Consider the following 26,568-nt stretch of genomic DNA (forward strand, 5'->3'; position numbering starts at 1 on the left):
CCGTAAGAAAAACAATGCCAGATATCTTCACTGACCTGCTCAATGATTTGCTGAACAACCTGCGCGCACCGGGTTTGCCGGCGCAGGTCGGCTTGCTGCTGTTATGCGTAGGCCTGGGCTGGCTGCTGGCGCGCCTGTTGCGCCGTTCTTTCAGCGTCAGTACGGTGCAGCCGCAGGCGATGCAGATCGGGCTGGGCAGTTTTTCCAAGGTGCTGACTCCTATCATTACCTTGCTGTTGCTGATACTGGTCAAGCTGGCCCTGCAGAAATGGCAGCAGCCGGTGAATGTGATGCGGCTGATGATTCCGCTGGTGGCGTCGTTGGCGCTGATGCGTTTCGTGTTTTACGTATTGCGCCGGGTATTCGCGCGCAACAGCGGCGTCGGCACTTTCCTGCTGCTGTTTGAAAAGAGTTTCGGCGTGCTGGTCTGGATCGGCCTGCTGCTGTACATCACCGGCTGGTGGCCGGACCTGTTCGACTACCTGGACAGCACGGTGCTGCCTATCGGCCGCTACAAGGTGTCGCTGCTGGCTGTCATGCAGGCGCTGGTTTCGGTGCTGGTGACGCTGGTGATTGCCTTGTGGGCCGGCGCCGCGCTGGAAGAGCGCCTGATGCGCGTCAACACCGTGCATTCATCGGTGCGCACTGTGGTGGCGCGCATGGCGCGCGCTTTCCTGATCCTGGTGGCGGTCTTGCTCAGCCTGTCGCTGGTCGGCATCGACCTGACCGTGCTGTCGGTCTTCGGTGGCGCGCTGGGTGTGGCGCTGGGGCTTGGTTTGCAGAAAATCGCCAGCAGTTATGTATCGGGTTTCGTGATTTTGCTGGAGCGCAGCCTGGCGATCGGCGATATGGTCGGGGTCAGCACGTTTTACGGCAAGGTGGTGCAGATCAATAGCCGCTATACCGTGCTGCAGGGACTGGACGGCATCGATACGGTGGTGCCGAATGAAGTCTTCATGATCAATGCGGTGCAGAACTATTCGCTGACCAACCGTATATTGCGCCTGGCGACGCATGTGATGATCGAGCATCAGGATGATGTCGAAAGCATATTGTTGTTGCTGGAACAAGTTACAGTCGAGGTTGACCGGGTATCGCGCGAAATCCTGCCGCAAGCCTTGCTGATGAAAATAGGCCCTGACGGCCTAGAGCTAGAGGTCGGATTCTGGATCACGGATCCGGAGAACGGCCGGCTGAATGTGTTGTCTGATGTTAATCGTGCGATCTGGCGGGTGTTGCAGTCCCGTCAAATCAAGGTTGCTCAGTTGAAACGAGATATCAGGATGGTGCACGATGCGGAATTGCATAAAAGCAATTTCGACGCCTATTCACAACAAGATTTGCCATTAGATCGCCTGCGCGATTCGCCAAAACCTAAAAACATCTAATAATAAGGGTACAATTGCACTCGAAATTCGGGTAACTGTTCGGTAACTACCCGTCAACTTACCCGTATCTCACTGTAAAATAAGCAGTTAAGCAGTGGCATCATCTACCCATCTACACATGGAGTACACATAGTGTTCAATGCAATACTCGATTTCTTATCGAATGGCGTAACAGGCGCGAGCGCCTGGCAGGTCGTCGTGTTCACGCTGGTCGTGACGCACATCACGATCGCTGCAGTGACTATTTTCCTGCACCGTTGCCAGGCCCATCGCGCCCTGGACCTGCACGCGATTCCAAGTCATTTCTTCCGCTTCTGGCTGTGGATGACGACCGGCATGGTGACCAAGGAGTGGGCATCGATCCACCGCAAGCATCACGCCAAATGCGATACCGAGGAAGATCCGCATAGCCCGGTGACACGCGGCATCAAGAAAGTATTCTGGGAAGGCGCGGAGCTGTATCGCGCAGAATCGAAGAACCTGGAAACCATGGAAAAATTCGGCCATGGCACACCGGACGACTGGATCGAACGCAACCTGTACACCAAGCACAGCGCCCTGGGCATCGTGGCGATGCTGTTTATCGACGTCATGCTGTTCGGTGTCGTCGGCGTCAGCGTCTGGGCTGTGCAAATGGTCTGGATCCCGATTACCGCCGCCGGCATCATCAACGGCATCGGCCACTATTGGGGCTATCGCAACTACGATTGCAACGATGCTGCGACCAACATCATTCCATTCGGAATCATCATCGGCGGCGAGGAGCTGCACAACAACCACCACACATTCGGCACTTCGGCCAAGCTGTCGTCGAAGTGGTACGAGTTCGACATCGGCTGGATGTACATCCGGATCCTGGAGATCTGCGGCCTGGCCAAAGTGAAGAAAGTCGCACCTGCGCCGAAGTTCAACCATGCCAAGCTGGTGCCTGACCTGGATACGCTGCAGTCGGTGATCGCCAACCGCTACGACGTCATGGCGAAGTATGCAAAATCGCTGAAGAACGCCTGGCATGAAGAGCGCGGCCAGCTGACCGACAAGGCCAAGCAGGGCGCGGTTTTCCTGAAGTCGTCGAAGAAGCTGCTGCAACGTGAGCCGACCAAACTGGAAGCGCCGCAAAAGCAGCAGTTGACCGAGCTGTTCCTGCATAGCAAAGCGCTGCAAACCATGCATGAGATGCGGGTTGAGCTGGGCGCCATCTGGGAGCGTTCGCACTTCACGCGCGATCAGTTGCTGCATCAGCTGCAAGACTGGTGTGCTCGTGCCGAAGCTTCCGGCATCAAGTCGCTGCAGGATTTCTCGCTGCGCCTGCGCAGCTACTCCTGACCAGAAGGGCGGGGCGCCGATATATTGAAGCGCTCGCCCTGAACAAGAAAACGGCCCAAGCGGGCCGTTTTTTTTCGCCTGGCGATCGCCGCGCAAGCGCAAAAGGCAGAACATAAAAAAGCCCCGCAGGACAGATGTCGTGCGGGGCTTTTTGCAGAACCTTGATCGCTTACTTGATCTTGGTTTCTTTGTATTCAACATGCTTACGAACCTTCGGGTCGAACTTCATGATCGACATTTTTTCCGGGGTTGTACGCTTGTTCTTGGTAGTGGTGTAGAAATGACCCGTACCTGCGGTCGATTCCAGCTTGATTTTGTCGCGGCCTGATTTCGCCATGATTCTTCCTTTATTCTGCTAGTTAGACTTTTTCGCCACGAGCGCGCAAATCGGTCAACACGGCATCGATGCCGATTTTGTCGATCACGCGCAAGCCGGCGTTGGACAAGCGCAGGGAGACCCAGCGATTTTCAGACTCAACGAAAATGCGGCGATTTTGCAAGTTAGGCAAAAAGCGACGTTTCGTCTTGTTGTTTGCATGGGAAACGTTGTTGCCGACCATCGGCCCCTTCCCGGTGACTTGGCAGACACGTGCCATGTTTTTACTCCTAAAAGATTTCCGAAACTGGAAAAAAGGAGAGTATATATAAAAAAATGAGATTTTTCAACGACTTGCAGAAAACAATTGTGTCTTTTGCGCGTTTATGGATTTAACATTTTGTTTGGGCGGCATATTGTGGCTGGCTGGCTGGCTGGCTGGCTGGCTGGCTGTCTCGGCAAGCATGTATGTGTTGTAACGACTCATCCTAGCCGTTTGATCTTGGCAGCGGCCACAGCGACATGGTTTTCAAGTGCGGCGATGCACGGTGCGAATCGACTGCTGAATCCCGCTGCCGCCGTTATCCGGATTAGGAACGCCCGTGCCAGTTGTTCCGCGCGCTGCCATGTCTGGTTGGGCACGCTGGAGTGAAGGGCCATCTCTGAGAGAGTGTCCGGCAATCCCCCGCCCGTGCGGGGCGCGAAGGCCATCGAGGTCATGTCGTAGGCCGGTGCAATTTCGTAAGGACGACCATGCTCGGAGATGAACGACAGATTGCCGTTGTGCATGTCGGAGTTGCCAATCAGGCAGCCAAACGCCCACAAAAGACCAGCATCGTCCGCTGCTTTTGGGCGAATTTGTCCTGAAGCCGCAAGGCGCTTGGCGATGTCTGGCCAGTTGCCATTTCCTGCTCCGACGAATTCGGCATCCAGCGCTGACAAGGAGAATAGTGCGCATCGGCCCAAAGCTCCGATGCGATCAAAGCGTTCGACCTCAAGGAAGGATTGACCTCCATGCTCGACTATCGTCGTATTGGCGGCAGGGATGCCAGCTTCGCGCAGTGTGTTCAACGCGAGATGTTCGGCCAGCAACAGATCACGCCAGCGTTCACTTACACTGCTTTCTTCCAGTTCGCTGAATTTCACGATGACGTGCCGAGGTCTATCCGGCGTCGTGACATAAGCGGTGAACTTCGGTTGTTCCCCCCCAGCTGACGATCCAGGTCTCTCGCCGCGAGCGGCTTCGATCGCCAACCGGGCATACTCCTCGGCTTTCCGTTCCTCGGTGATCGGTTCGGGGATAGGGGTAGCGAGAAAGCGATCTCTCGCAATATCGCCTAACAGCAGATTACCTACCAAATCATGGCCATGCGCAAGCAGTGCCCGCAGCACGTGGGTATCGGACCACAGTTTGACGTGCTCTGGAAGACCGAGTTCAGCGCCATGGCGGGCCGCGTACGCGCGGCCGAGATATCCTTGGGGGCGCATGTCAAACAGCCACCAAGGCAGGCCGTAGCTGTGAAGGCTCTTACCGTTTTCTTGGCGCATGACGAAGCCTTCGGAGCGTACCGGAATCAGTGCGCCAAGCGGCCGGATCCGGCCATCTGCATCGACCCGATATATCCGGATGTCTGGTAATCCGCGCGCGGCATCGCGTAACGCGTATTGAACAGGCCGCCCGGCGATCCATACGACTTCATCGCCAAGCCCGGTTAGTGCGCGCGATATGGTTGGTTGGCTGACCGCAAGACCGTCAGCCAATTGGCGCGCAGACAGCGGCTCACCGGACAGGTGAAGACGGATGGCGTCAGCATGCAAGGAAGTATGCATGAATAAAATTATGAATAGATAATTGAATATTTAAATGAATAGTTATTATAGCTGGATTCGATGTCCTGCGTGAAATCTCGCTGTACTAGCCTCCTGCCAGGTTTCATTGGGAGGATTGCGTTTCAAGCGCGCACTGAGGTCGTTTGGAATTGCAGTGTTTGCCAGCAGACTATCGAAGGGGCGTTACAGGCGGTGAATAGATGTTTACAGTTGTCCGTGTTCGGCAAACGAGTGGACCTGGGTGCCGGCGACGATGAAATGATCCAGCACCCTGACGCCGATCAGGTCCAGCGCCTGCTTCAGGGTCTGCGTCAGCTGGTGATCGGCGGAACTGGGCTCCAGCGTGCCGGAGGGATGGTTATGCGCCAGCATGACGCTGGCGGCATTGTGCGTCAGTGCCGCCTTGACCACTTCGCGCGGATAGACGCTGGCGTGGGTCAGGGTGCCGCGGAACAGTTCCTCGGCGCAGATCAGGCGGTTCTTGACGTCCAGGAACAGCACCAGGAATGATTCGTGGGGTTTGTTGGTCAGCAGCAGCTGCAGGTACTGCTTGACGGCGGCCGGGGCGTCGAAGCTGCTGCCGGCCTGCAGTTCTTCCGCCAGCGAGCGCCTGCCGAGTTCCAGGATCGCTTGCAGCTGGGCAAACTTGGCGGGGCCGAGGCCATTGATCTCGCTGAATTCCTTGAGCGGGGCGGAAAACAGGCGGTTCAGCGAGCCGAAATGGCTGGTCATTTCGCGTCCCAGGTCGACCGCGCTTTTGCCGGCGGCGCCGACTCTCAGGAATACCGCCAGCAGTTCCGCATTGGAAAGCGCCTGCGGGCCGAGTTTGATCAAACGTTCGCGCGGCCTCTGATCTGCGGGCCAGTCGGTAATTGCCATGGTGTAATCGAGGTAAGGTCAGTGTCAGCCACGTCATATGGTCCAAGGTGGCTTACAATATCATCTTCTGACTGGCAGTTATTTTTTTGTTAATGGTTCTTTTGCCTAATTTATGTCCAATTTGTCTCTCCCTGTCGTTACCGAAGCATCTTATCTGACCTTGCACTATCGCCTCGCCTCGCAAGAGGGCGAGGATATCGTCACTACTTTCAAGGAGTCGCCTGCCACCCTGCAGTTCGGCATGGGCCAGCTGGCGCCATTCCTGGAAGCTTGCCTGCTGGGTTTGCCGGAAGGCACACATCAAACCTTCGAGCTGCCGCCGGAACGCGCTTTCGGACCGCGCAATCCTGAGCTGATCCAGCGTGTCTCGCGCGCCACGCTGCGCCAGAATTCCCAGCTGGGAGAGGAATACCGCATCGGCGACCTGGTGGAATTCGCGGCGCCGGGCGGCGGCCAGTTTGCCGGCGTGCTGCGCGAGATCGACGAGCAGGGCGCCTTGTTCGATTTCAATCATCCGCTGGCCGGGCAGTCGCTCCAGTTCGAAGTAAAAATCATCGGCATTTTGTAGTTCGGGGCCGAAAAGCATAGACATGGATATGAATATGGATAACGAAATTTTATTGGCGCAGCCGCGTGGTTTCTGCGCCGGCGTCGACCGCGCGATCGAAATCGTCGAACGCGCGCTGGAACAGTTCGGCGCGCCGATCTATGTGCGTCACGAAATTGTCCACAATGCCTATGTAGTGGCGGACCTGCGCAACAAGGGCGCCATTTTCATTGAAGAGCTGGCCGATGTCCCGGCTGGCAATACCGTGATTTTTTCCGCCCACGGCGTCTCCAAGGCCGTCCAGGAAGAGGCTGAAGTGCGCGGCTTGAAAGTGTTCGATGCGACTTGCCCGCTGGTGACCAAGGTCCATATGGAAGTGGCCAAGATGCGGCGCGAGGGCCGCGAAATCGTCATGATCGGGCATGAAGGCCATCCCGAAGTCGAGGGCACCATGGGCCAGACCAACGACGGCATGCACCTGGTCGAGACCGTGGCCGACGTCGAGCGGCTGCAGGTCGGCAATCCCGATATGTTGGCGTATGTGTCGCAGACTACCTTGTCGGTCGATGATACCGCCGACGTGATCGCTGCGCTGAAACAGAAATTCCCGGCCATTACGGAGCCGAAGAAAGGCGATATCTGCTACGCCACCACCAACCGCCAGCAGGCGGTCAAGTTCATGGCGCCGCAGGTCGACGTGGTGATCGTGGTCGGCAGCCCGAACAGCTCGAATTCCAACCGCCTGCGCGAAGTGGCGGAGAAGAAGGGCACCGTCGCCTACATGGTGGACAACGCGGAGCAGATCGACCAGGCCTGGCTGCAAGGGAAACGCCGCATCGGCGTCACTGCCGGCGCCTCGGCGCCGGAAATCCTGGTGCAAGCCGTGATAGACCGGCTGAAGGCCTATGGCGCCAAGAACGTGCGCACACTGGACGGCGCCGAAGAGAATGTCACTTTCCCCATGCCCAAGGGGCTGGCGCGCGTCTAAGTCCAAGTCTGAGCGCGAGTTCGGGCTTAAATAGGGGCAGAAATTTGCGAAACGGTATTACCGATTATCGTCCGGTGACGATTATTGGTAATATTGTTTCGATGATGTTTGTTTTCTGTCAAAACTTCGCGGCCAAAGCCACGCGCGGCGGTCCCGACGATCCATTTTGGCGCGAAATTATATTTCGAAGAATCTCCACTTTTCCATCGATAGTTTTTTGTTTTCCTCGCTATCATTGCGGCGCTGCGGTTTGAATGTAAAAACCTGTGCGAACCGCGGTCAGCAGGTTAATATTGCATTGCTGTCAGAGTTGATTATCGCTCAACGTTAGCTATAATCCGCACAGTAATGGTGCATTGCCCCCAGGCACGGCGCTTTAGGACAAAAAACGTTTTTACATAAAGACGTATAGGAGACAAACAAGTATGTGTACCCAGTTCTTTTTTCTTATTCCGGCTATTCACGCAATGCCAAATTACCTTTCCGGCCATCGCTGCAGATGAGAGGAAGGGCGTCTCCCAACGGCACTAGGACTTTATCCAGGGTGCCGTTTTTGTATCGGGAATGATTTTTGCTGTGCTGCCTATGGTCGCAATAGTGTTCTGACCGATTTGACCCAAAACACATAGAACAAGGAAATTATGGATATCTTTATCCAGCAAGTTATCAACGGCTTGGTGCTGGGAAGCATGTATGCGTTGATTGCCCTCGGCTACACCATGGTGTACGGGGTGCTGAACCTGATTAACTTCGCCCACGGCGACATCCTGATGATCGGGGCCATGGTCGGCCTGTCCATCCTCAAACTGCTGCAGCATGTGGCGCCCGGCCTGCCCGGCATCGTCCAGCTGGCGATCGCCATCATCGGCGCCATCCCGGTCTGCGTCATCATCAGCCTGATCATCGAGCGGGTCGCCTACCGGCCGCTGCGCAATGCGCCGCGCCTGGCGCCGCTGATCACCGCGATCGGCGTTTCCATCCTGCTGCAGACGTTTGCCATGATGATCTGGGGCCGCAGCCCGCTGCCGGTGCCGCAAGTCATGCCTTCCGATCCCGTGCATATCTTCGGCGCGCTGATTTCGCCGACGCAGATCATGCTGCTGATCCTGGCTGCCGCGTCGATGGTCGGCCTGGTGCTGCTGGTCGAGAAAACCAAAATGGGCCGCGCCATGCGCGCCACTGCCGAGAATCCGCGGGTCGCCGGCCTGATGGGCGTCGATTCCAACCGCGTCATCGTGATGACCTTCGCCATCGGCGCCGCGCTGGCGGCTGTGGCCGGCGTGATGTGGGGCGCCAACTATTCGTCGGCGCAGTTCGCCATGGGCTTCGTGCCTGGCTTGAAGGCCTTCTCGGCCGCGGTGCTGGGCGGTATCGGCAACATTTACGGCGCCATGCTGGGCGGTATCCTGCTGGGCCTGATCGAAAGCCTGGGCGCCGGTTACATCGGCGACCTGACCGGCAATTTCTTCGGCAGCAACTACCAGGATATCTTTGCCTTCATCGTCCTGATTATCGTCTTGACCTTGCGTCCGTCCGGCATCATGGGCGAACGTGTGGCTGACCGCGCCTGATCGGAGAGGGACATATGGCTAATTTCTTCGACACCAAAAAGAACCCGACCAAGGCATACACCAGCCTGGTCGCCCTGGCGATCCTGTTCATGATCTTCCCGTTCATTGCCTCCAATTTCGGCAATTCCTGGGTCCGCATCATGGACTTCGCGCTGCTCTACATCATGCTGGCGCTGGGTCTCAACATCGTGGTCGGCTTCGCCGGCCTGCTCGATCTGGGCTACATCGCTTTCTATGCGATCGGCGCCTACATGACCGGATTGCTGGCGTCGCCGCAGTTTGCGTCGGTCCTGGAATCTTTCGTCAATACCTATCCGGCCATCGGCAATTTCCTGGTGATGGTCTGCGGCCCCGAGATCGTCCAGAACGGCATTCACCTGTCGCTGTGGGTGATCGTGCCGCTGGGCGCTGCGCTGGCCGGCCTGTTCGGCGCCATCCTCGGCGCGCCGACGCTCAAGCTGCGCGGCGACTACCTGGCCATCGTGACCCTCGGTTTCGGTGAAATCATCCGTATCTTCATGAACAACCTGAACGCGCCGGTGAATATCACCAACGGCCCGCAAGGGATCAACCTGATCGATCCGATCCGCATCTTCGGCGTGTCGCTGGCCGGCGAGCGCGGCTCCAGCGCCACGGTGTATGTGGCCGGTTTCGGCATGCCGTCGGTGAATGCCTACTACTTCCTGTTCCTGATCCTGTGCATGGCGATCATCTTCATCTCCATCCGTTTGCAGAATTCGCGCCTGGGCCGTGCCTGGGTGGCGATACGCGAGGATGAAATCGCCGCCAAGGCGATGGGCATCAACACCCGCAACATGAAGCTGCTGGCATTTTCCATGGGCGCTTCGTTCGGCGGCGTGGCCGGCGCCATGTTTGCCTCGTTCCAGGGCTTCGTTTCGCCTGAATCGTTCTCGCTGACCGAATCGATTGCGGTGCTGGCGATGGTGGTGTTGGGCGGCATGGGCCATATCCCTGGCGTGGTGCTCGGCGGCATCCTGCTGGCGGCCTTGCCGGAGGTGCTGCGGCATACCGTCGAGCCGATGCAGATGGCGGTGTTCGGCAAGGTGCTGATCGATGCCGAAGTCTTGCGCCAGCTGCTGTACGGCCTGGCGATGGTGGTCATCATGCTGACCCGCCCGGCCGGTTTGTGGCCTTCGCCCAAACATGAGGATCGGCCGGATGCCGATATCGACAATCCGACAGCGCCGACCGGCGTGGTAAAGGCTTAAGGGGATCTCATGAGCGCACCAATCATTCTGAATATCTCCGGCGTCAACAAGCGGTTCGGCGGTTTGCAAGCCTTGTCGGAAGTGAACATCAAGATCCTGCAGGGCCAGATCTACGGCCTGATCGGACCGAACGGCGCCGGCAAGACTACTTTCTTCAACGTGATCACCGGTTTGTACCAGGCCGATACCGGCTCGTTCGAGCTGGCCGGCAAGGCTTACTCGCCGTCGGCGCCGCACGAAGTGGCCAAGGCCGGCATTGCCCGCACTTTCCAGAACATCCGCCTGTTCGGCGAGATGACCGTGCTGGAAAACGTCATGGTGGGTTGCCATGTACGCACTCACCAGGGCGTGTTCGGCGCGGTGTTCCGCCACAAGAAGGCGCGCCTGGAAGAGATTGCGATCCGCAAGCGTTCCCAGGAACTGCTGGATTTTGTCGGCATCGGCCGTTTCGGTGACCGCACCGCGCGCCATCTGTCGTACGGCGACCAGCGCCGCCTGGAAATCGCCCGCGCGCTGGCGACCGATCCGCAGTTGCTGGCGCTGGACGAACCTGCCGCCGGCATGAACGCTACCGAGAAACTGGCGCTGCGCGAGCTGCTGGTGAAAATCAAGAACGAAGGAAAGACCATTTTGCTGATCGAACATGATGTCAAGCTGATGATGGGCTTGTGCGACCGCCTTACCGTGCTGGACTACGGCAAGCCGATTGCAGAGGGGCTGCCTGCCGAAATCCAGAAAAACCCGGCGGTGATCGAAGCCTACCTGGGAGGTGGTCACTAATGGCAACCAATATCCTCAAGGTCGAGAACCTGAAAGTCGCTTATGGCGGCATCCAGGCCGTCAAGGGCATCAACCTGGAAGTCAATGACGGCGAACTGGTGACGCTGATCGGCGCCAACGGCGCCGGCAAGACCACCACGCTGAAAGCCATCACCGGCACTTTGCCGCAGTGTAAGGTCGAAGGCGAGATGCATTACCTGGGTGAACACACCAAGGGTATGACCTCGTTCAACCTGGTCAAGCAAAAACTGGCCATGGTGCCGGAAGGGCGCGGCGTGTTCACGCGCATGAGTATCCAGGAAAACCTGCTGATGGGCGCTTACACGCGCGACGACAAGGCTGGCATCGCGGCCGACATCGACAAGTGGTTTGGCGTGTTTCCGCGCCTGAAAGAGCGTGCCGCGCAAATGGCGGGCACCTTGTCCGGCGGCGAACAGCAGATGCTGGCCATGGCTCGTGCCCTGATGAGCCATCCCAAGCTGCTGCTGCTGGACGAACCGTCGATGGGGCTGTCGCCGATCATGGTGGAAAAGATCTTTGAAGTGATCCGCAGCGTTTCCGCGCAAGGCATCACCATCCTGCTGGTCGAGCAGAACGCCAAGCTGGCGCTGGAAGCGGCGCACCGGGCTTATGTGATGGATTCCGGCCTGGTGACCATGAGCGGCAATGCCAAGGACATGCTGGACGATCCTAAGGTCAAGGCGGCGTATCTGGGTGAATAATGGGCGAGTGATGGGCCAATGAGCGCCGCGGCCGGGATTGCTTGCAACCCCGGCCGTTTTGCCTGGACGAAAAAAAAGAGCCATAGGCTCTTTTTTTATATCCCGCGGATAAGCTGCCATCAGGTCATGGGTTGGGAATTGAACTGATTGTCCGACTGCTGGATCCGGTGTTCGATCGGATCCGGCACGTTGACTGCGGCTTCAGCCGGAACCGGGCTGGCGTCGCTTGGCGCAACCGTGGTCTGGATGGCGCGCGGTTTCGGCGTGGCGATCGGCGCCGGCGAACCGGTCGAAGGCACGTTCTTACCGATGGCGACATCTTGCAGGCGACGGTACTCGGCCAGCACCTTGTAGCCGTAACCGCCGTCATTGGCGAACGCCGCAGCGCCGACATAGCGTTTCAAGCCAGCTTCGACCGAACCGCCCTGGGTCACATAATCCTTGAGGATCATGGAGCCGACCTTGATGTTGGCAGCCGGGTTCAGGGCCGCCTTGATGCCGCCCATGCTTTCGAACTTGTCTTCATGCACTTTCGACATGACCTGCATCAGGCCTTGCGCGCCTACCGGGCTTTCGGCAAACGGGTTGAGGCCGGATTCAATCGCCATCACGGCCAGGATCAACAGCGGGTCGAGCTTGGTTTCCCGCGCTGTCTTGTAGGCTGTCGTCACGAACATGTTGGTAGCGTCGCCGGCCACGCGGTAACGCTTGGACAGCCAGCTGGTGACCCATTGCTGCTGGCGCGCGCTGTCGAGCGGCTTGATGGCCTTGTTCGACAGGCTGTCCATGTGCAGCACATGACTGTTGCCGATCGCCGGCACGGTCAGGTTCGCCACCTTGGGGGCGGTACTGGCCTGGTTTGACAGCATCGGTGCAGCTGCAGCCAGCGGCGCAGCTTTTGGTTCAGTGCTGCTGGCGAACAGCGGCAGGTTTTGCAGCTTGTATGCCAGGTCCGGTTTCACCAGCATGGTGGTGAAGCCGATGACGGCCAGCATGGCGCTGAACAGTACGGTGATGCGGGTGGTGGCGACGAGGCCGCCGACGGTGTCGCGGGCGTAAAACACGCCGTTGATGGATTGCATGCCGAATTTCTTTGCTTGGTCGAGCGTAGCCCAACCGGGTAGTGCTCTGGTAGATCTTGCTAACAATTGAACCTCCTGAATCGTCGCGGCGCATGCAGGCTCCCTGATAAAGCTGGAACTAATCTGCCAGCTGGAGCTAATCTACCGAATGCTGCGTGCACCGTAATCAATATCGCAAGGCATCGCAGATGGTGTGCGGTGTGCCGTTGCGTCGTTGTTGTCTGCGCTTAAGTAGCTTTGGATCGATCGGCCGCAGTAGAGCGCGCCGGCTACAGGCAAACAACTTGTTCGGGGGAGAAGGCTGACGCCTTTTGAAAACACTCCTTAAAATGTCATGTGGGACCCCGATCCCGTGAGTATTGAGAGTCGACATAAAAATCGCTTTTTGGGCGATGCGACTGCTTCAAGCTGGGCGCATTGTAGGGGGCTGTTTATATCAAGTCAATACTATAAAGAATAAAATCAATAACTTTTATGTCTAAAGAATATGCCGGTTTACCGCCGCAAGCCAATAAAATCAAGCACTTGGCTGAAAAGCCTTAATTGTCGAATTAACATTCATAAAGATTGTAAAAGTCCATGAAATACTCAGATTTACGTGATTTTATTGTCAAATTAGAACAAATCGGTGAGCTAAAACGTATTTCGACGCCGATTTCCCCTTATTTGGAGATGACGGAAATCTGCGACCGCACTTTACGGGCGGCCGGGCCCGCACTGCTTTTTGAGAATCCTGTCGGCCATTCGATACCTGTGCTAGGCAATTTGTTCGGCACGCCGCGCCGCGTGGCGCTTGGCATGGGAGCCGACGACGTCAGCGAATTGCGGCGCATCGGCCATGTGCTGGCGATGCTGAAAGAGCCGGAACCGCCGAAAGGTTTTAAAGATATCCTCGGCCTCGGCACCCTGGTCAAGTCACTGTGGGACATGGCGCCTAAGGAGCACCGTTCGGCGCCGTGCCAGGACATCGTATGGGAAGGCAACGACGTCGACCTCGCCCGGCTGCCGATCCAGCACTGCTGGCCGGGCGACGTTGCGCCGCTGATCACCTGGGGCCTGGTGATTACCAAAGGGCCGCACAAGAAGCGCCAGAACCTCGGCATCTACCGCCAGCAGGTGCTGGGCCGCAACAAGGTGATCATGCGCTGGCTGGCGCATCGCGGCGGCGCGCTCGATTTCCGCGAGCATGCGATCGCTACCGGCGGCAAGCCGTATCCGGTGGCGGTAGCGCTGGGCGCCGATCCCGCTACTATATTAGGAGCGGTGACGCCGGTGCCGGACAGCTTGTCCGAATATCAGTTCGCCGGCCTGCTGCGCGGCAGCCGCACCGAACTGGTCAAGGCGATCGGCAGCGAGCTGCGGGTGCCGGCCTCGGCCGAGATCGTGCTGGAAGGGCATATCAATCCCGATCCGTCCCATCCCTCCGGTTATGAAATGGCGCTGGAAGGACCGTATGGCGACCATACCGGCTATTACAACGAGCAGGACTGGTTCCCGGTATTCACCATCGACCGCATCACGATGCGCAAGTCGCCGATTTATCACTCTACGTATACAGGCAAGCCGCCGGACGAGCCGGCGGTGCTCGGGGTGGCGCTGAACGAAGTGTTCATCCCCTTGCTGCAAAAGCAGTTTTCTGAAATCACCGATTTTTATCTGCCGCCGGAAGGCTGCAGCTACCGCATGGCGGTGGTGCAGATGAAGAAAGCGTATGCCGGCCATGCGAAACGGGTGATGTTCGGCGTCTGGAGCTTCCTGCGCCAGTTCATGTATACCAAGTTCATCGTGGTGGTGGATGAAGACGTCAACATCCGCGACTGGAATGAAGTGATCTGGGCCATCACCACGCGCGTTGATCCGATCCGCGACACCACGATAGTGGACAACACGCCTATCGACTATCTCGACTTCGCCTCGCCGGTCAGCGGCCTGGGCAGCAAGATGGGGATAGACGCCACCAACAAATGGCCCGGTGAAACCAGCCGCGAGTGGGGGCGCACCATCAGCATGTCGGATGAAGTGAAGACGCGCGTCGACCAGATCTGGCAGGAACTGGGGTTATGAGGCGAGGCCGGTAAAGCGGGGCTGGCAGGCGGTGCAGGCAGAAAATGGCGGCAGGGATGCAAAAAGCCCTGCCAGCAATGCCGCAATGCGGTACAATTCACCCCGGCGGGCCCCTGCGCATTGTGGCGTGGTCAACCTGGTCAGGTCGGGAACGAAGCAGCCACAGCCATTTCCTGCAAGTGCCGCAGACAAGGCTCGCCTCTATCCTCTGTATTCCTTCCGTACTACTCCCCACGCTCGTCCTTGCGGTTGTCGTTTCGCAGTTATTGTTTATTTACGGCAAGCCGTTACCATCCATGCAAGCTGGCAAGCCCTTCAAGGCATCGTCGCGTGGCTCGCGGGAATGCTGAACCCTATCGTAGTCGTACCGTCAGTGCTGTCGGCGAACACGCCGCCGCCATGCATCTTGGCGATCGCCTTGACGATTGCCAGCCCCAGGCCGTGGCCGTGCAGCTGGCTCTGGTCCTTGTCGTTGCGGGCGGCGTCAACCCGGTAGAAACGATCGAACAGGCGCGGCAGGTGATTGTCGGCGATCGGTTTGCCCGGATTCGACACCGCGATCCGGATCACCTCAGGCTGCTCCGTGATCGTCACTGCTATCGCGGCGCCAGGGCTGGAATGCTGGATCGCGTTGTGCAGCAGGTTGCTCATTGCGCGCTTGAACAGCGAGGTTTCGATGGAGGCTTCGGCGCTCATGTCGCCAGCCACCTTGACCGTCATTTTCGAATCGTCCAGCAGGAACTCGAAAAACTCCACGGTCTTGCCGACTTCCTGCGCAATCGAGGTGCGCACCAGGCTGGTGGCGGCTTCGCCCTGGTCGGCGCGCGCCAGGAACAGCATGTCGTTGATGATGGAGCGCAAGCGCTCCAGCTCTTCCAGGTTCGATTGCAGCACTTCCTCGAATTGCGGCGCCGTGCGTTGCCGCGACAAGGCCACCTGGGTTTCGCCGATCAGGTTGGCCAGCGGCGTGCGCAGTTCGTGGGCAACGTCGGCGTTGAACGCCTCCAGCTGGTTGTATGCGCCTTCCATGCGTTCCAGCACGCCGTTGAAGGCGATCGTCAGGTCCGACAGTTCGCCCGGCAGCGGCGAAATCTGCAGCCGTTGCGACAAGGTCTTGGGTCCCAGCGACTGCGCTGCGCTGGACAGCTGTTTCAGCGGCCGCAAGCCGACCTGCGCAATCCAGTAGCCGAGCAGCATGACCAGCAGCACGCCCAGCAGGGACAGGCCGACCAGCGCAATCATGAAGGTATGCAAGGTGTGCATGTAAGGCGCGGCGTCCACCGCCACGATGAGGCGCACCGCGGGCCGCTCCTGGAACGGCTCGATGGTGCCTACCATGGTGTGCAGCGGATATTCGCGGCCATGCAGCGACATGATGCCCATGCCGCTCGGGTTGCGGTCCAGCTGCTCAACATCGGCCAGGCCTTTGCCATACTCGAAACGGGGATCGTCGCTCAGCACCCAGTAACGGATGCTGCCGTCGGCCGGCGTCAGGGTGTCCAGCTTGGTCTGCACCCGCGGCCAGCGTGCCGGGTCGCCGTTATGGCCGATCATGTAGCGGGTATCCAGGAACCGTGTATTGAGTTCGTCCTGCTGATGGCGCGCCAGCTCGCGCTGCAGCACGCCATACAGCGCGCTGCCGATCAAGGAAAAAATCAGCAGCGCCGCTACGGCAAACATCGCCACCAGGCGCGCGGTGATGGAGCGCTTCATTCGTTGCTCTCTTGGCTGCGCAGCTCCAGCACATAACCCATGCCGCGTATGGTATGCAGCAGCTTGGGGCTGAACGGCGTGTCGATCTTGGCGCGCAAGCGCTTGATGGCGACCTCGACGACGTTGGTGTTGCTGTCGAAATTCATGTCCCAGACCAGCTCGGCGATCGCGGTCTTGGACAGGATTTCACCCTGGCGCCGCGCCAGCACCGCCAGCAGGGAAAACTCCTTGGCGGTGAGGTCGATGCGGACATTGGCCCGGTAAGCCTTGCGGCTGATTAGGTCGATCTGCAGGTCGGCAATCCGCAGCTGCGCCGGTTCGAAAGCGCGGCCGCGCCGGGTCAGCGCCTGCAGGCGCGCCAGCAGTTCGAGGAAAGAAAACGGTTTCACCAGGTAATCGTCGGCGCCGCCTTGCAGGCCTTTGATGCGGTCTTCCACGCGGTCGCGCGCGGTGAGCATGATGACCGGGGTCTGCTTGATGGCGCGCAAAGCGTGCAGGACCGTAAAACCGTCTATGCCGGGCAGCATGACGTCCAGCACGATGACGTCGTAATCGTGCTGCAGGGCCAGGTGCTGGCCGTCGACGCCGTTATGCGCGACATCGACGGCGCAGCCCTGTTCGGTCAGGCCCTTGCACAGATAGTCGGCCGTCTTCAGTTCATCTTCGACGATCAGTATTTTCATGTGTAGCCTGTCTCCTGGCTAGGTTCCTGCATGCCGGCACCGTGCCGGCATGCAGGAGGATATTTCATTGCCTGCATTATATTTGACGCATTATTTTGAATTTATCATGCCGCAGCCTTGCGGGCCGCTTTGCGCGCCTGGCGCGCTTCCTTGCGCCGCATGTACCAGTAGTGTGCGCGGTCCAGGTACAGATACACCACCGGCGTCGTGAACAAGGTCAGCGCTTGCGACAGCACCAGGCCGCCCACCATGGCGTAACCCAGCGGCCGCCGCAGTTCGGAGCCGGCGCCGTGGCCCAGCATCAGCGGCAGGCCGCTCAGCAACGCACACATGGTGGTCATCATGATCGGCCGGAAGCGCAGCACGCAGGCCTGGTAGATCGCTTCTTCCGGCTTCATGCCGTGCTGCCGTTCCGCCGTCAGGGCGAAGTCGATCATCATGATGCCGTTCTTCTTGACGATGCCGATCAGCAGGATGATGCCGATCAAGGCGATCACGCTCAGGTCATAACCGCCCATCATCAGGATCAGCAGGGCGCCGACGCCGGCCGAAGGCAGGGTCGACAGGATCGTCAGCGGATGGATATAACTTTCATACAGCAAGCCCAGCACGATATACACCGCGACCAGCGCTGCCGCGATCAGGTAGGGCTGCGACGACAGCGAGTCGCCGAACGCCTTGGCCGTGCCCTGGAACGCGCCGGTCAGGGTAGCCGGCACGCCCATCTCGGCCTGTGCCTTCTGGATCGCATCGACCGCTTCACCCAGCGCCACGTTCGGCGCCAGGTTGAAGGAGATCGTCACCGCCGGGAACTGGCCCTGGTGGCTGATCGACAGGTAGGAAGTCTTGTTGGTGTCGATGGTGACGAAGGTCGACAGCGGCACCTGCTGGCCGGTCACCGGCGAAGTCAGGTAAAGCTTGTTGAACAGTTCGGGATCTTCCTGCAGCTTGGGCGTCACTTCCAGGATCACATGGTAACTGTTGATCTGCGTGAAGTACTGCGCAACCTGGCGCTGGCCGATGGCGTCGTAGATGGTCGAGTCGATCAGCGCCGGCGTGATGCCGAAGCTGGAAGCGCGCGCGCGGTCGATGGTCAGGTTGGCTGCCGCCGCGGCGTTCTGCTGGTCGGAAGCGACGTCGGTCAATTGCGGCAGCTGGCGGAAACGGTTCAGCAGTTTCGGCGCCCAGACGTTCAGTTCATCCAGGTTTGAGTCAGTCACGGTGTACTGGTACTGGGTGCGCGACAGGCGGCCGCCGACGTTGATATCCTGGCCTGCCTGCAGGAACAGGTTGACCCCTTGCACCTTGGCCAGTTGCGGCCGCAAGCGTGCAATCACTTCGTCGGCGCTGGCGGTGCGTCCCTCGTCTTTCGGTTTCAGGCTGATGAAGAAGTTGCCGGTATTGAAAGTGCTGCCACCGCCGCTCATGCCGAAGCCGGTGACGTCCGGATCCTTGCGTACGACGTCGGCCAGCGCCAGCATGCGTTTGTTCATCGAGGCGAACGAGGAATCCTGCGCCGATTCGGCAAAGCCGTAGACGAAGCCGGTGTCCTGCTGCGGGAAAAAGCCTTTCGGGATAATCACGAACAGCACCACGGTGGCAGCCATGGTAGCGAAGAACACCATCAGGGTGATGAACTGATGGCGCAGCACCACGTGCAGGCCGCGCTTGTAGCCGTTGAGCATGGCGTCGAAACCACGTTCGAACATCTGGTACATGCGGCCATGCGATTCAGCCGTATGCGATTTCAGGAAGCGCGAGCAGAGCATCGGCGTCAAGGTCAGCGAAATCACCACCGAGACGGCAATCGTCAGCGTCACGGTGATGGCGAATTCGCGGAACAGGCGGCCGACGATGCCGCCCATCAGCAGCAACGGGATGAACACCGCCACCAGCGATACCGAGATCGAAATAATCGTAAACCCGATTTCTCCCGCTCCCTTGTAGGCCGCCTCCATCGGCGACATGCCTTCTTCGACATAGCGATAGATATTCTCCAGCATCACGATCGCATCGTCGACCACAAAACCGACCGCGATGGTGAGCGCCATCAGCGACAGGTTGTCGAGGCTGAAGCCGAGCAGGAACATGATCGCCGCGGTGCCGAGCAGCGCCAGCGGCACGGTCACGCTGGGGATCAGGGTAGCGGGGACGTTGCGCAGGAACAGGAAGATCACCAGCACCACCAGGGCGATGGTCAGCACCAGCGTGAACTCGACGTCGGACACCGAGGCGCGGATGGTCTGGGTACGGTCGATCAGGGTGTTGACATGCACTGTCGGCGGGATCGCCGCTTGCAGGCGCGGCAAGGCAGCCTTGATGCGGTCTACGGTTTCGATCACGTTGGCGCCAGGCTGCTTGGTGATCGCCAGCACGATCGAACGGCCGTTGGTGATGGTGTTGCCGGCCGGCGCCGCGGCGCCGGCATAGGCCCAGCCGGCCACCTTCAGATTTTCCGCGGCGTCGATGGCGACGCCGACATCGCGCACCCGGATCGGCGCGCCGTTCTTGTAGGCCAGCACCATGTCGTTCCACGGTTCCGCGCTCAGCAGCTGGTCATTGGTGTACACGGTGAAGCTTTGCTTGGCGCCGTCTACCGTGCCTTTCGGCTGGTTGACGGTGAGGTTGGCGATGACGCCCCTGATATCTTCCAGGCTGATGCCGATCGCTGCCAGCTTGGTCGGATCGACCTGGATCCGCACCGACGGTTTTTGCACGCCGCCGATATTCACCAGGCCGACGCCGGGAATCTGCGAAATCTGCTGCGCCAGGATATTGTCGGCGAAGTCATTCACCTGGATCAGCGGCAGCGCATCCGATTGCACCGACATCACCAGGATCGGCGAATCGGCCGGATTCACCTTGCGGAAGGTCGGCGGGCTCGGCAGGTTGGCCGGCAGCTGGCCGCTGGCGGCGGTGATCGCCGCCTGCACGTCGAGCGCCGCGGCGTCGATGCTGCGGTTGAGGTCGAACTGCAGCGTGATCTGGGTAGAGCCGAGCGAGCTGGTCGACGTCATTTGCGACAGGCCGGCAATCAGGGAAAACTGCCGCTCCAGCGGCTGCGCCACGCTCGACGCCATGGTTTCCGGATTGCCGCCGGGCAGGTTGGCTGAGACCTGGATGGTCGGGAAATCGACCTGCGGCAGCGGCGCCACCGGCAGCAGCGGCCATACCGCGGCGCCGATCAGGAAAATTGCGATGGCGAGCAGCGTGGTGCCGATCGGCCGTTTGATGAAGGCTGCGGAGATGCTCATTTGCCGGCCTTGCTTGTTTTGTCTGTGGCGGCGGCAGGAGCAGCTACTGCGCTGGCTTCAGTGATCTTGGCGCCGGGTTTCAGCTTGTACTGGCCGTCGACCACTACCCGTTGTCCCGCGTCCACGCCCTTGTCGATAACCGCCACGCCGTCCTGGATGTTGGCAACCTGGACCGGCTGGATTTTCACCGTGCTGTCAGCGTCGACCACATATATGTAAGTGCCGTCCTGGCTGCGCTGCACTGCTGCTGCCGGCACCGTCAATGCCTGCTTGCGGTCACCCAGCACCAGCCTGACATTGACGTACTGGCCCGGCCACAGCACATGCGACGGATTCTGGAAAATGCCTTTCAGCTGCACCGTGCCGGTGCTGGTGTCGATCTGGTTGTTGAGCAACGCCAGGTTGCCCTGGGCCAGCATGGCGCTGCTGTTGCGCGCATAGGTCAACACGCTGAGCGGCTTCTGGCTGCCGCGCAGGGCATTGTTGATGCTCTGGAAGGTTTCTTCCGGCAAGGTGAACACCACGGCGATCGGGTCGATCTGGTTGATCACTACCAGGCCGTTGGCGTCAGCGGCATGGACGATATTGCCAGGGTCGACCAGGCGTGCGCCGACCCGGCCGCTGATCGGCGCCAGGATGCGGGTAAAGCTGAGCTGCACCTTGGCGAAGTTGATCTGCGCTTCATCGGCTTGCACCGCGGCTTGCAGCTGGTTGACCTGGGCTCGCGTGGCGTCCAGCGTCTGTTGGGTGGCGGCGTCTTGCTGCACCAGGGTGGTGTAGCGTTGCAGGTCAAGCCGGGAGTTGACCAGCTGCGCCTGGTCCTTGGCTTTTTGCGCCACGGCCTGGTCCAGCTGCGCCTGCAGCGTACGCGGATCGATCTGCGCCAGCAGCTGGCCGGCCTTGACGTCCTGGCCTTCGACAAAACCCACTTTGTCGAGCTGGCCGTCGATGCGGGCCTTGACGGTGACGCTGGCATTCGAGGTCACCGTACCGACGCCGCTCAGGTACATCGGCACATCCTGTTGCTTGACGGCGACGGTGCTGACCGAGATGGCGCCAGGGGCGACCTTTGGCGTGCCCTGGGCATCGGCCTTGTGCACCATGATCCAGCCGGCGGCGCCGATCAGGACCAGTATCGCGGCGGTGATCAGCAGCGTCGAACGTGGTTTGGAAAGTGTGGAGGTCATCTTTATCGGCTCGCGGAATTAATTGGTCGTATTGTTTTGTGAATTGTTTTGCGCCTGGCCGGCGTGCTGGTCGCCGTTCAGCTGGCTGCTCAGTTGACTACTATCCCAGCCGCCGCCGACGGCCTTGATCAACGCCACGCTCGCCAGCAGCTGGCGTCCCAGCAATTGCACCAGGGTGCGTTCGTTGCCGAGCGAAAGGGTTTGCGCTGTGACCACTGTCAGATAGGTCGCGGTGCCGGCGCGGTACTGGCTCAGCGCCAGACGTTCCGCCAGTTGCGAAGCCTGCACCGCCTGGTTCTGGGCGATCGCTTCCTGGTCCAGCACCTTGAGCGTGGCCAGGTTGTCTTCCACTTCCTGGAAGCCGCCCAGCACGGTTTGTTTGTATTGCGCTACCGCGGCGTCATAGACGGCGATGGCCTGGTCGCTGTGCGCGCGCCGCAGGCCGCCGTCGAAAATGGTTTCAGCCAGCGCCGCGCCCAGCGACCAGACCCGGCTCGGGGTATCGAACCACTGCGCCAGGCTGGCGCTGTTGAAACCGCCGCTGGCGCTCAAGGTCAGGGCCGGGAAAAAGGCTGCCTTGGCGACGCCGATGTTGGCGTTGGCGACCGCAACCTGGCGTTCAGCGCTGGCGATGTCGGGACGGCGCTCCAGCAGGTCGGACGGCAGGCCGGCCGGAACCGGCGGCAAGCCGGCCTGCATCTTGCTCAGCATCTGGGTATCGGCCGGCAGCGCGGTCAGGTTGAAGCCGGAAGGCGCTTTGCCGGTGAGGATGGCGATCGCGTGTTCCAGCTGGCTGCGCTGCGCCTGCAGGTCGAGGGCTTGGGCTTCCGCGGTTTTCAGCTGGCTTTCGGCCAGCGCCACGTCCGAACGCAGCGCCACGCCGGCGGCGTACTGGTTCTGGGTCAACTGCAGCGAGCGGGCGTAGGCAGCCGTGGTGCGCGCATACAGATCTTTCAGCAGGTCGGTGATGCGCAGTTGCAGATAATCCTGCGCCAGGGTGGCCTGGATGCTGAGGCGGGCGGCAGCCAGGTCGGCCGCGCTGGCCTGGATGCCGGCGTCGCCGGCTTCCACCGAGCGCCGCACGCTGCCCCAGATATCCGGCTCCCAGCTGCCTTGCAGGCCGGCGTTGTAGCTGTTGCCGACCTTGATGCCGTTGCTGTTGGTGCGCGAACGGTCTACCCCTGCACTGATGCCGGCCGTCGGCCAGAAGCCGGCGCGCGCCGCATCGCCGGCGGCACGCGCCTGGCGATACTGGGCTTCCGCCACGCGGATGTTCTGGTTGGCCTGGTTGGCTTGCTGTATCAGGCCGTTCAGGGTGGCGTCGCCATAGACTTCCCACCAGTTGCTGCTGTCTATCTGTTGCGGCTGCGCCTGTTTCCACGGACCGCTTTCTTTATAGGCGGCGGGCACGTCCATGGCAGGGCGCACGTAATCGGGACCGACTGCGCAGCCGGCCAGCGCAAACGCAATCGCGGCAGCCATGGCGGTGGCCGAGAAGGTTCTTGGGGGAAAGGGAAAATTCATGAGTCCTGGGCTGACATTCGGCACATCGGATGGAATGTCCGATGTGCAGGTCAACACAAGCGCAGCACCGGACAGTATTTGAGAACACTTTAAAGCTTGCTGCGGTACGTGATGCTGTCGCTAGTATGACAATTCTGTCAGTTTCGCCCGTGCTTGATGCGCAATGCACTGATGATGGTGGCAAGCAAGGTTGCGCTTGCGGCAAGCCAGAGCGACAAATGCACTGCGCTGGCGTCTAGCTGCGCAGTACTGGCGCTGGCTTGGGCGATGCTGGTAGCGGCCAGCACCACGGCAACCAATGCTGCTCCCAACGACTGGCCGAAGGTGCGGGCAATCGCCAGTACGCCGGAGGCGGTGCCGCTGCGGGCGCGCGGTGCATTGCTCAGCATTTCGCGGTTGTTTGGGCTTTGGAAGAAGCCGAAGCCGAGTCCGCAGACGAACGCACGCCACAGGATGTCCGGGATGGAGGCATGCTCGCCGAGGCAGGCCAGCAGCGCCAGGCCGGTGGTCAGCACCAGCAGGCCACAGGTTGATAGCAACGCCGCCGAGTAGCGGTCGGCCAGGCGGCCGGCGATCGGCGCGGTGATGGCAATCGCTACCGGCCAGGGTGTAAACAAGGCGGCCGACAGCAGCGGGCTGAAACCGTATGCGCCTTGGAACAGGAATGGCAGTGCAATAAAGGCAATGCCCTGGCCGACGAAAGAGCAGAGCGAGGTGGCGACCGCCATCGAAAAGCGCTGTGATGCAAAAATATCAAGCGGCAGCAGCGGTGCGGAATAACGACGTTGTCTAATGATAAACAAAATCACCGATGCCAGGGCGATCCCGCCCAGCAGCAGCTCCTGGGTCCAGCTATCGTGGCGCGACAGCCCGTCGACCACCATGACGATGGTGCCCAGCGCCAGCGCCGAGAGCACGGCGCCGACCGCATCGAAGCGGCCGCCGCGGCCCGGATCGCGCGGCAGCACGCGGCGCGCCAGCAGCAGGGTGACGATGCCGATCGGCACATTGACGGCGAACAGCCACTGCCAGCTCAGCACCGACAGCATCAGGCCGCCGATGGCCGGGCCGGCGGCGGTGGAGGACGCCACCACCAGGGCATTGATGCCCAGCGCGGCGCCCAGCAGGCGGGTCGGGAAGATATTGCGGTAGAGCGCCGGGCCGATGCTCATGGCGGCAGCGCCGCCGACGCCTTGCAAAAAACGCATGCCGTTCAGCATCGCCAGCGACGGCGACAGGGCGCAGCCCAGCGAAGCCAGGGTGAATACCAGGATGCCGCTCATATATACACGGCGAAAACCCAGCACTTCGCCCAGCGAGGCGAAAGTGACCATGGTCATGGCGCCGGCGAGTATATAAGCATTGGCGATCCAGACCGCGGCGGCCGGGTCGACCTGCAGGCTGCGCGCGATCATGGGCAGCGCGACATTAACAATGGAACCGTCCAGCACAGTCATGCTGGTGCCGAGGATCATGACGATAATCGCTACCCGGCGCGCTGCGCCGGGCAGGCCGTCGTCTTCAGGCAGATCGCCGAACAGCTGGCTCATGCAGCAAGGCGCGGCTTTGGCGCAACACTTGATTGAAATAATGGCGAGGTAGGCACAGGCGACAATAGAATGAGGAAAGTATTGATAGGGCGGGGCGGAAGCCGCGAATTATCACATGAAGCGCGATTTCACGCATGGGCCTGGGTTGCCGGCCAGCCGGGGCGATCACGGGTGTGCCAACAAATAGCCGCATTTTTCAGGCCGCCGGCGGCTGCCGCGGCGCCTGTTTGATGTATAATTCGAATTTCCCGCATGTGCCGTTCGGCACCTTCTGTAATGACTAAGTTTGTATTTGTTACCGGCGGCGTTGTCTCTTCCCTTGGTAAAGGGATTGCAGCCGCCTCTCTCGCCGCGATTTTGGAATCGCGCGGCCTTAAAGTCACCCTTCTTAAACTCGATCCGTACATCAACGTCGATCCAGGCACCATGAGCCCGTTCCAGCACGGCGAAGTGTTTGTGACCGACGATGGCGCGGAGACAGATCTCGATCTTGGCCACTATGAGCGTTTCATTACGGCCAAGATGAAGAAGGTGAATAACTTCACTACCGGCCAGATCTACGAATCGGTGATCCGCAAGGAGCGCCGCGGCGAATATCTGGGCAAGACGGTGCAGGTTATTCCGCACATCACCAACGAGATCCAGGATTACATCTATCGCGGCGCCGAAGGTTTCGACGTGGCGCTGGTGGAAATCGGCGGCACCGTCGGCGATATCGAATCCTTGCCCTTCCTTGAAGCGGCGCGCCAGCTGAGCCTGCGCGCCGGCCGCAAGGCGGCGGCTTTCGTCCACCTGACCCTGGTGCCTTACCTGGTGTCGGCCGGCGAGCTGAAGACCAAGCCGACCCAGCACAGCGTGCAGAAACTGCGCGAAATCGGTATTTCGCCGGATGCCTTGCTGTGCCGCGCCGACCGTCCGATCCCGGACGACGAACGGGCCAAGATTTCCCTGTTCTCGAACGTCCAGGGCGATGCCGTGATTTCGGTGTGGGACGCTGACACCATCTACAAGATTCCGCAAATGCTGCACGACCAGGGCCTGGACGCGATCGTCTGCGAAAAGCTCGGCCTGTCGCCGAAGCCGGCCGACCTGTCGGTCTGGACCAAGCTGGTGCACGCGCTGGAAAATCCAACCTACGAAGTCACCATCGGCATGGTCGGCAAATACGTCGACCTGACCGAATCGTACAAATCGCTGACGGAAGCCTTGCGTCACGCCGGTATCCATACCGGCAGCCGGGTCAACATCGAATACCTGGATTCGGAAGAAATCGAAGCCACCGGTACAGGCCCGCTGGCCAAATACGATGCGATCCTGGTGCCTGGCGGTTTCGGCAAGCGCGGCGTGGAAGGCAAGATCGCGGCTGCGCGTTTTGCTCGCGAAAACAAGATCCCTTACCTGGGTATCTGCCTGGGCATGCAAGTCGCGCTGCTGGAATATGCACGCAACAAGGCTGGCCTGCCGCACGCCAATTCGACCGAATTCGATGCACAGACCGACCAGCCTGTAGTGGCCCTGATCACCGAATGGCAGAACCATGACGGCAAGGTAGAGCTGCGCGACGTCAATTCCGACCTGGGCGGCACCATGCGCCTGGGCGCGCAGACCTGCGACGTCAAGGCCGGCACCCTGGCCGCCGAAATCTACGGCCCGACCGTGACCGAACGCCATCGTCATCGCTACGAAGCCAACAACCATTACCTGGACCGCATCGAAGCAGCGGGCCTGGTGGTGTCGGCCCGCACCCCGACTGAAGACTTGTGTGAAATCATGGAATTGCCGCGCAGCGGCGAGAATGCCCATCCTTGGTATGTCGGCGTGCAGTATCACCCGGAATTCAAATCGACTCCGCGCGACGGCCATCCGCTGTTTATTTCGTTCATCAAGGCTGCGCTGGCGCACAAGCAAGCTAATACTGCAACTGCAGCGTAAGGA

21 protein-coding genes and 1 other RNA gene are annotated in these 26,568 nt (G+C 60.0%); 11 read left to right on the forward strand and 11 right to left on the reverse strand.

Annotated elements, in window-relative coordinates; genetic code table 11:
- Positions 1 to 14: 14 nt before the first annotated feature.
- Positions 15 to 1,388 carry a mechanosensitive ion channel family protein gene (locus CFter6_RS07155; protein ID WP_082814646.1) on the forward strand — a complete coding sequence of 458 codons (1,374 nt, stop codon included), beginning with the start codon at positions 15 to 17 and terminating at the stop codon, positions 1,386 to 1,388.
- Positions 1,389 to 1,520: 132 nt separating this feature from the next.
- Entirely contained in the window at positions 1,521 to 2,714 is a 1,194-nt protein-coding gene (locus tag CFter6_RS07160) for a DesA family fatty acid desaturase (protein ID WP_061539348.1), read from the forward strand.
- A gap of 169 nt (positions 2,715 to 2,883) precedes the next feature.
- Here the strand turns inward: CFter6_RS07160 and rpmG are convergent, their stop codons facing one another.
- The 4 genes from rpmG to radC all read right to left on the reverse strand — a co-directional run bounded on the left by rpmG (position 2,884) and on the right by radC (position 5,739).
- Positions 2,884 to 3,051, reverse strand: coding sequence for a 50S ribosomal protein L33 (gene rpmG / locus CFter6_RS07165; protein ID WP_009667251.1), 168 nt, complete (start codon positions 3,049 to 3,051; stop codon positions 2,884 to 2,886).
- A gap of 22 nt (positions 3,052 to 3,073) precedes the next feature.
- Positions 3,074 to 3,310, reverse strand: coding sequence for a 50S ribosomal protein L28 (rpmB, locus tag CFter6_RS07170; RefSeq protein WP_014005219.1), 237 nt, complete (start codon positions 3,308 to 3,310; stop codon positions 3,074 to 3,076).
- A 203-nt stretch (positions 3,311 to 3,513) separates the two neighbouring features.
- Positions 3,514 to 4,860: a type II toxin-antitoxin system HipA family toxin YjjJ gene (gene yjjJ, locus CFter6_RS07175; RefSeq protein ID WP_061539349.1), complete on the reverse strand. Its 1,347-nt coding sequence runs from the start codon at positions 4,858 to 4,860 to the stop codon at positions 3,514 to 3,516.
- A gap of 204 nt (positions 4,861 to 5,064) precedes the next feature.
- Positions 5,065 to 5,739: a RadC family protein gene (radC, locus tag CFter6_RS07180; protein ID WP_061539350.1), complete on the reverse strand. Its 675-nt coding sequence runs from the start codon at positions 5,737 to 5,739 to the stop codon at positions 5,065 to 5,067.
- Between the two features lie 112 nt (positions 5,740 to 5,851).
- Between radC and CFter6_RS07185 the strand changes: the two genes are divergently transcribed.
- The 6 genes from CFter6_RS07185 (at position 5,852) to CFter6_RS07210 (ending at position 11,576) form a co-directional block, all read left to right on the forward strand.
- Positions 5,852 to 6,307: an FKBP-type peptidyl-prolyl cis-trans isomerase gene (locus tag CFter6_RS07185; RefSeq protein ID WP_061539351.1), complete on the forward strand. Its 456-nt coding sequence runs from the start codon at positions 5,852 to 5,854 to the stop codon at positions 6,305 to 6,307.
- A gap of 34 nt (positions 6,308 to 6,341) precedes the next feature.
- Positions 6,342 to 7,274 (forward strand): 4-hydroxy-3-methylbut-2-enyl diphosphate reductase, encoded by a 933-nt coding sequence (ispH, locus tag CFter6_RS07190; RefSeq protein WP_041743069.1) that lies wholly within the window; start codon positions 6,342 to 6,344, stop codon positions 7,272 to 7,274.
- 641 nt (positions 7,275 to 7,915) lie between these two features.
- On the forward strand, positions 7,916 to 8,845 hold the full coding sequence (locus CFter6_RS07195) for a branched-chain amino acid ABC transporter permease (RefSeq protein ID WP_014005223.1): 930 nt from the start codon (positions 7,916 to 7,918) through the stop codon (positions 8,843 to 8,845).
- Positions 8,846 to 8,859: 14 nt separating this feature from the next.
- Complete coding sequence (locus tag CFter6_RS07200; RefSeq protein WP_061539352.1) at positions 8,860 to 10,074, forward strand: ABC transporter permease subunit; 1,215 nt, start codon at positions 8,860 to 8,862, stop codon at positions 10,072 to 10,074.
- Between the two features lie 9 nt (positions 10,075 to 10,083).
- Positions 10,084 to 10,854 carry an ABC transporter ATP-binding protein gene (locus CFter6_RS07205; protein WP_014005225.1) on the forward strand — a complete coding sequence of 257 codons (771 nt, stop codon included), beginning with the start codon at positions 10,084 to 10,086 and terminating at the stop codon, positions 10,852 to 10,854.
- The gene (locus CFter6_RS07210; RefSeq protein WP_061539353.1) at positions 10,854 to 11,576 is read left to right on the forward strand and encodes an ABC transporter ATP-binding protein; all 723 of its coding nucleotides are present in this window, start codon (positions 10,854 to 10,856) and stop codon (positions 11,574 to 11,576) included. Before CFter6_RS07205 ends, CFter6_RS07210 begins: the two co-directional genes overlap by 1 nt.
- Positions 11,577 to 11,695: 119 nt before the next feature.
- Here CFter6_RS07210 and CFter6_RS24950 read toward each other — a convergent pair whose 3' ends face one another.
- Positions 11,696 to 12,658, reverse strand: a complete 963-nt coding sequence (locus CFter6_RS24950) for a transglycosylase SLT domain-containing protein (protein ID WP_082814647.1) — start codon at positions 12,656 to 12,658, stop codon at positions 11,696 to 11,698.
- A gap of 579 nt (positions 12,659 to 13,237) precedes the next feature.
- Between CFter6_RS24950 and ubiD the strand changes: the two genes are divergently transcribed.
- Both ubiD and ffs read left to right on the forward strand, forming a co-directional pair.
- A complete protein-coding gene (gene ubiD / locus CFter6_RS07220; RefSeq protein WP_061539354.1) occupies positions 13,238 to 14,722 on the forward strand; it encodes a 4-hydroxy-3-polyprenylbenzoate decarboxylase in 1,485 nt (494 codons plus the stop codon).
- A gap of 104 nt (positions 14,723 to 14,826) precedes the next feature.
- An RNA gene (gene ffs / locus CFter6_RS07225) (signal recognition particle sRNA small type) lies at positions 14,827 to 14,925 on the forward strand.
- A gap of 112 nt (positions 14,926 to 15,037) precedes the next feature.
- Here the strand turns inward: ffs and CFter6_RS07230 are convergent.
- The 6 genes from CFter6_RS07230 to CFter6_RS07255 all read right to left on the reverse strand — a co-directional run bounded on the left by CFter6_RS07230 (position 15,038) and on the right by CFter6_RS07255 (position 24,633).
- Positions 15,038 to 16,435: a heavy metal sensor histidine kinase gene (locus CFter6_RS07230; protein WP_061539355.1), complete on the reverse strand. Its 1,398-nt coding sequence runs from the start codon at positions 16,433 to 16,435 to the stop codon at positions 15,038 to 15,040.
- Positions 16,432 to 17,118 (reverse strand): heavy metal response regulator transcription factor, encoded by a 687-nt coding sequence (locus CFter6_RS07235; RefSeq protein ID WP_061539356.1) that lies wholly within the window; start codon positions 17,116 to 17,118, stop codon positions 16,432 to 16,434. Before CFter6_RS07235 ends, CFter6_RS07230 begins: the two co-directional genes overlap by 4 nt.
- Before the next feature lie 104 nt (positions 17,119 to 17,222).
- Entirely contained in the window at positions 17,223 to 20,372 is a 3,150-nt protein-coding gene (locus tag CFter6_RS07240) for an efflux RND transporter permease subunit (RefSeq protein WP_061539357.1), read from the reverse strand.
- Complete coding sequence (locus CFter6_RS07245; RefSeq protein WP_061539358.1) at positions 20,369 to 21,559, reverse strand: efflux RND transporter periplasmic adaptor subunit; 1,191 nt, start codon at positions 21,557 to 21,559, stop codon at positions 20,369 to 20,371. The genes CFter6_RS07240 and CFter6_RS07245 overlap by 4 nt, the downstream gene beginning before the upstream one ends.
- Positions 21,560 to 21,577: 18 nt before the next feature.
- Complete coding sequence (locus CFter6_RS07250; protein WP_061539359.1) at positions 21,578 to 23,083, reverse strand: efflux transporter outer membrane subunit; 1,506 nt, start codon at positions 23,081 to 23,083, stop codon at positions 21,578 to 21,580.
- Positions 23,084 to 23,220: 137 nt separating this feature from the next.
- Positions 23,221 to 24,633, reverse strand: coding sequence for an MFS transporter (locus CFter6_RS07255; protein ID WP_061539360.1), 1,413 nt, complete (start codon positions 24,631 to 24,633; stop codon positions 23,221 to 23,223).
- A gap of 276 nt (positions 24,634 to 24,909) precedes the next feature.
- Here CFter6_RS07255 and CFter6_RS07260 point away from each other — a divergent pair, with 276 nt between their 5' ends.
- On the forward strand, positions 24,910 to 26,565 hold the full coding sequence (locus CFter6_RS07260; protein ID WP_061539361.1) for a CTP synthase: 1,656 nt from the start codon (positions 24,910 to 24,912) through the stop codon (positions 26,563 to 26,565).
- The last annotated feature ends 3 nt before the right edge of the window (positions 26,566 to 26,568 follow it).

This window comes from Collimonas fungivorans (genome assembly GCF_001584145.1).
In the GTDB taxonomy this organism is placed as follows: domain Bacteria; phylum Pseudomonadota; class Gammaproteobacteria; order Burkholderiales; family Burkholderiaceae_D; genus Collimonas; species Collimonas fungivorans.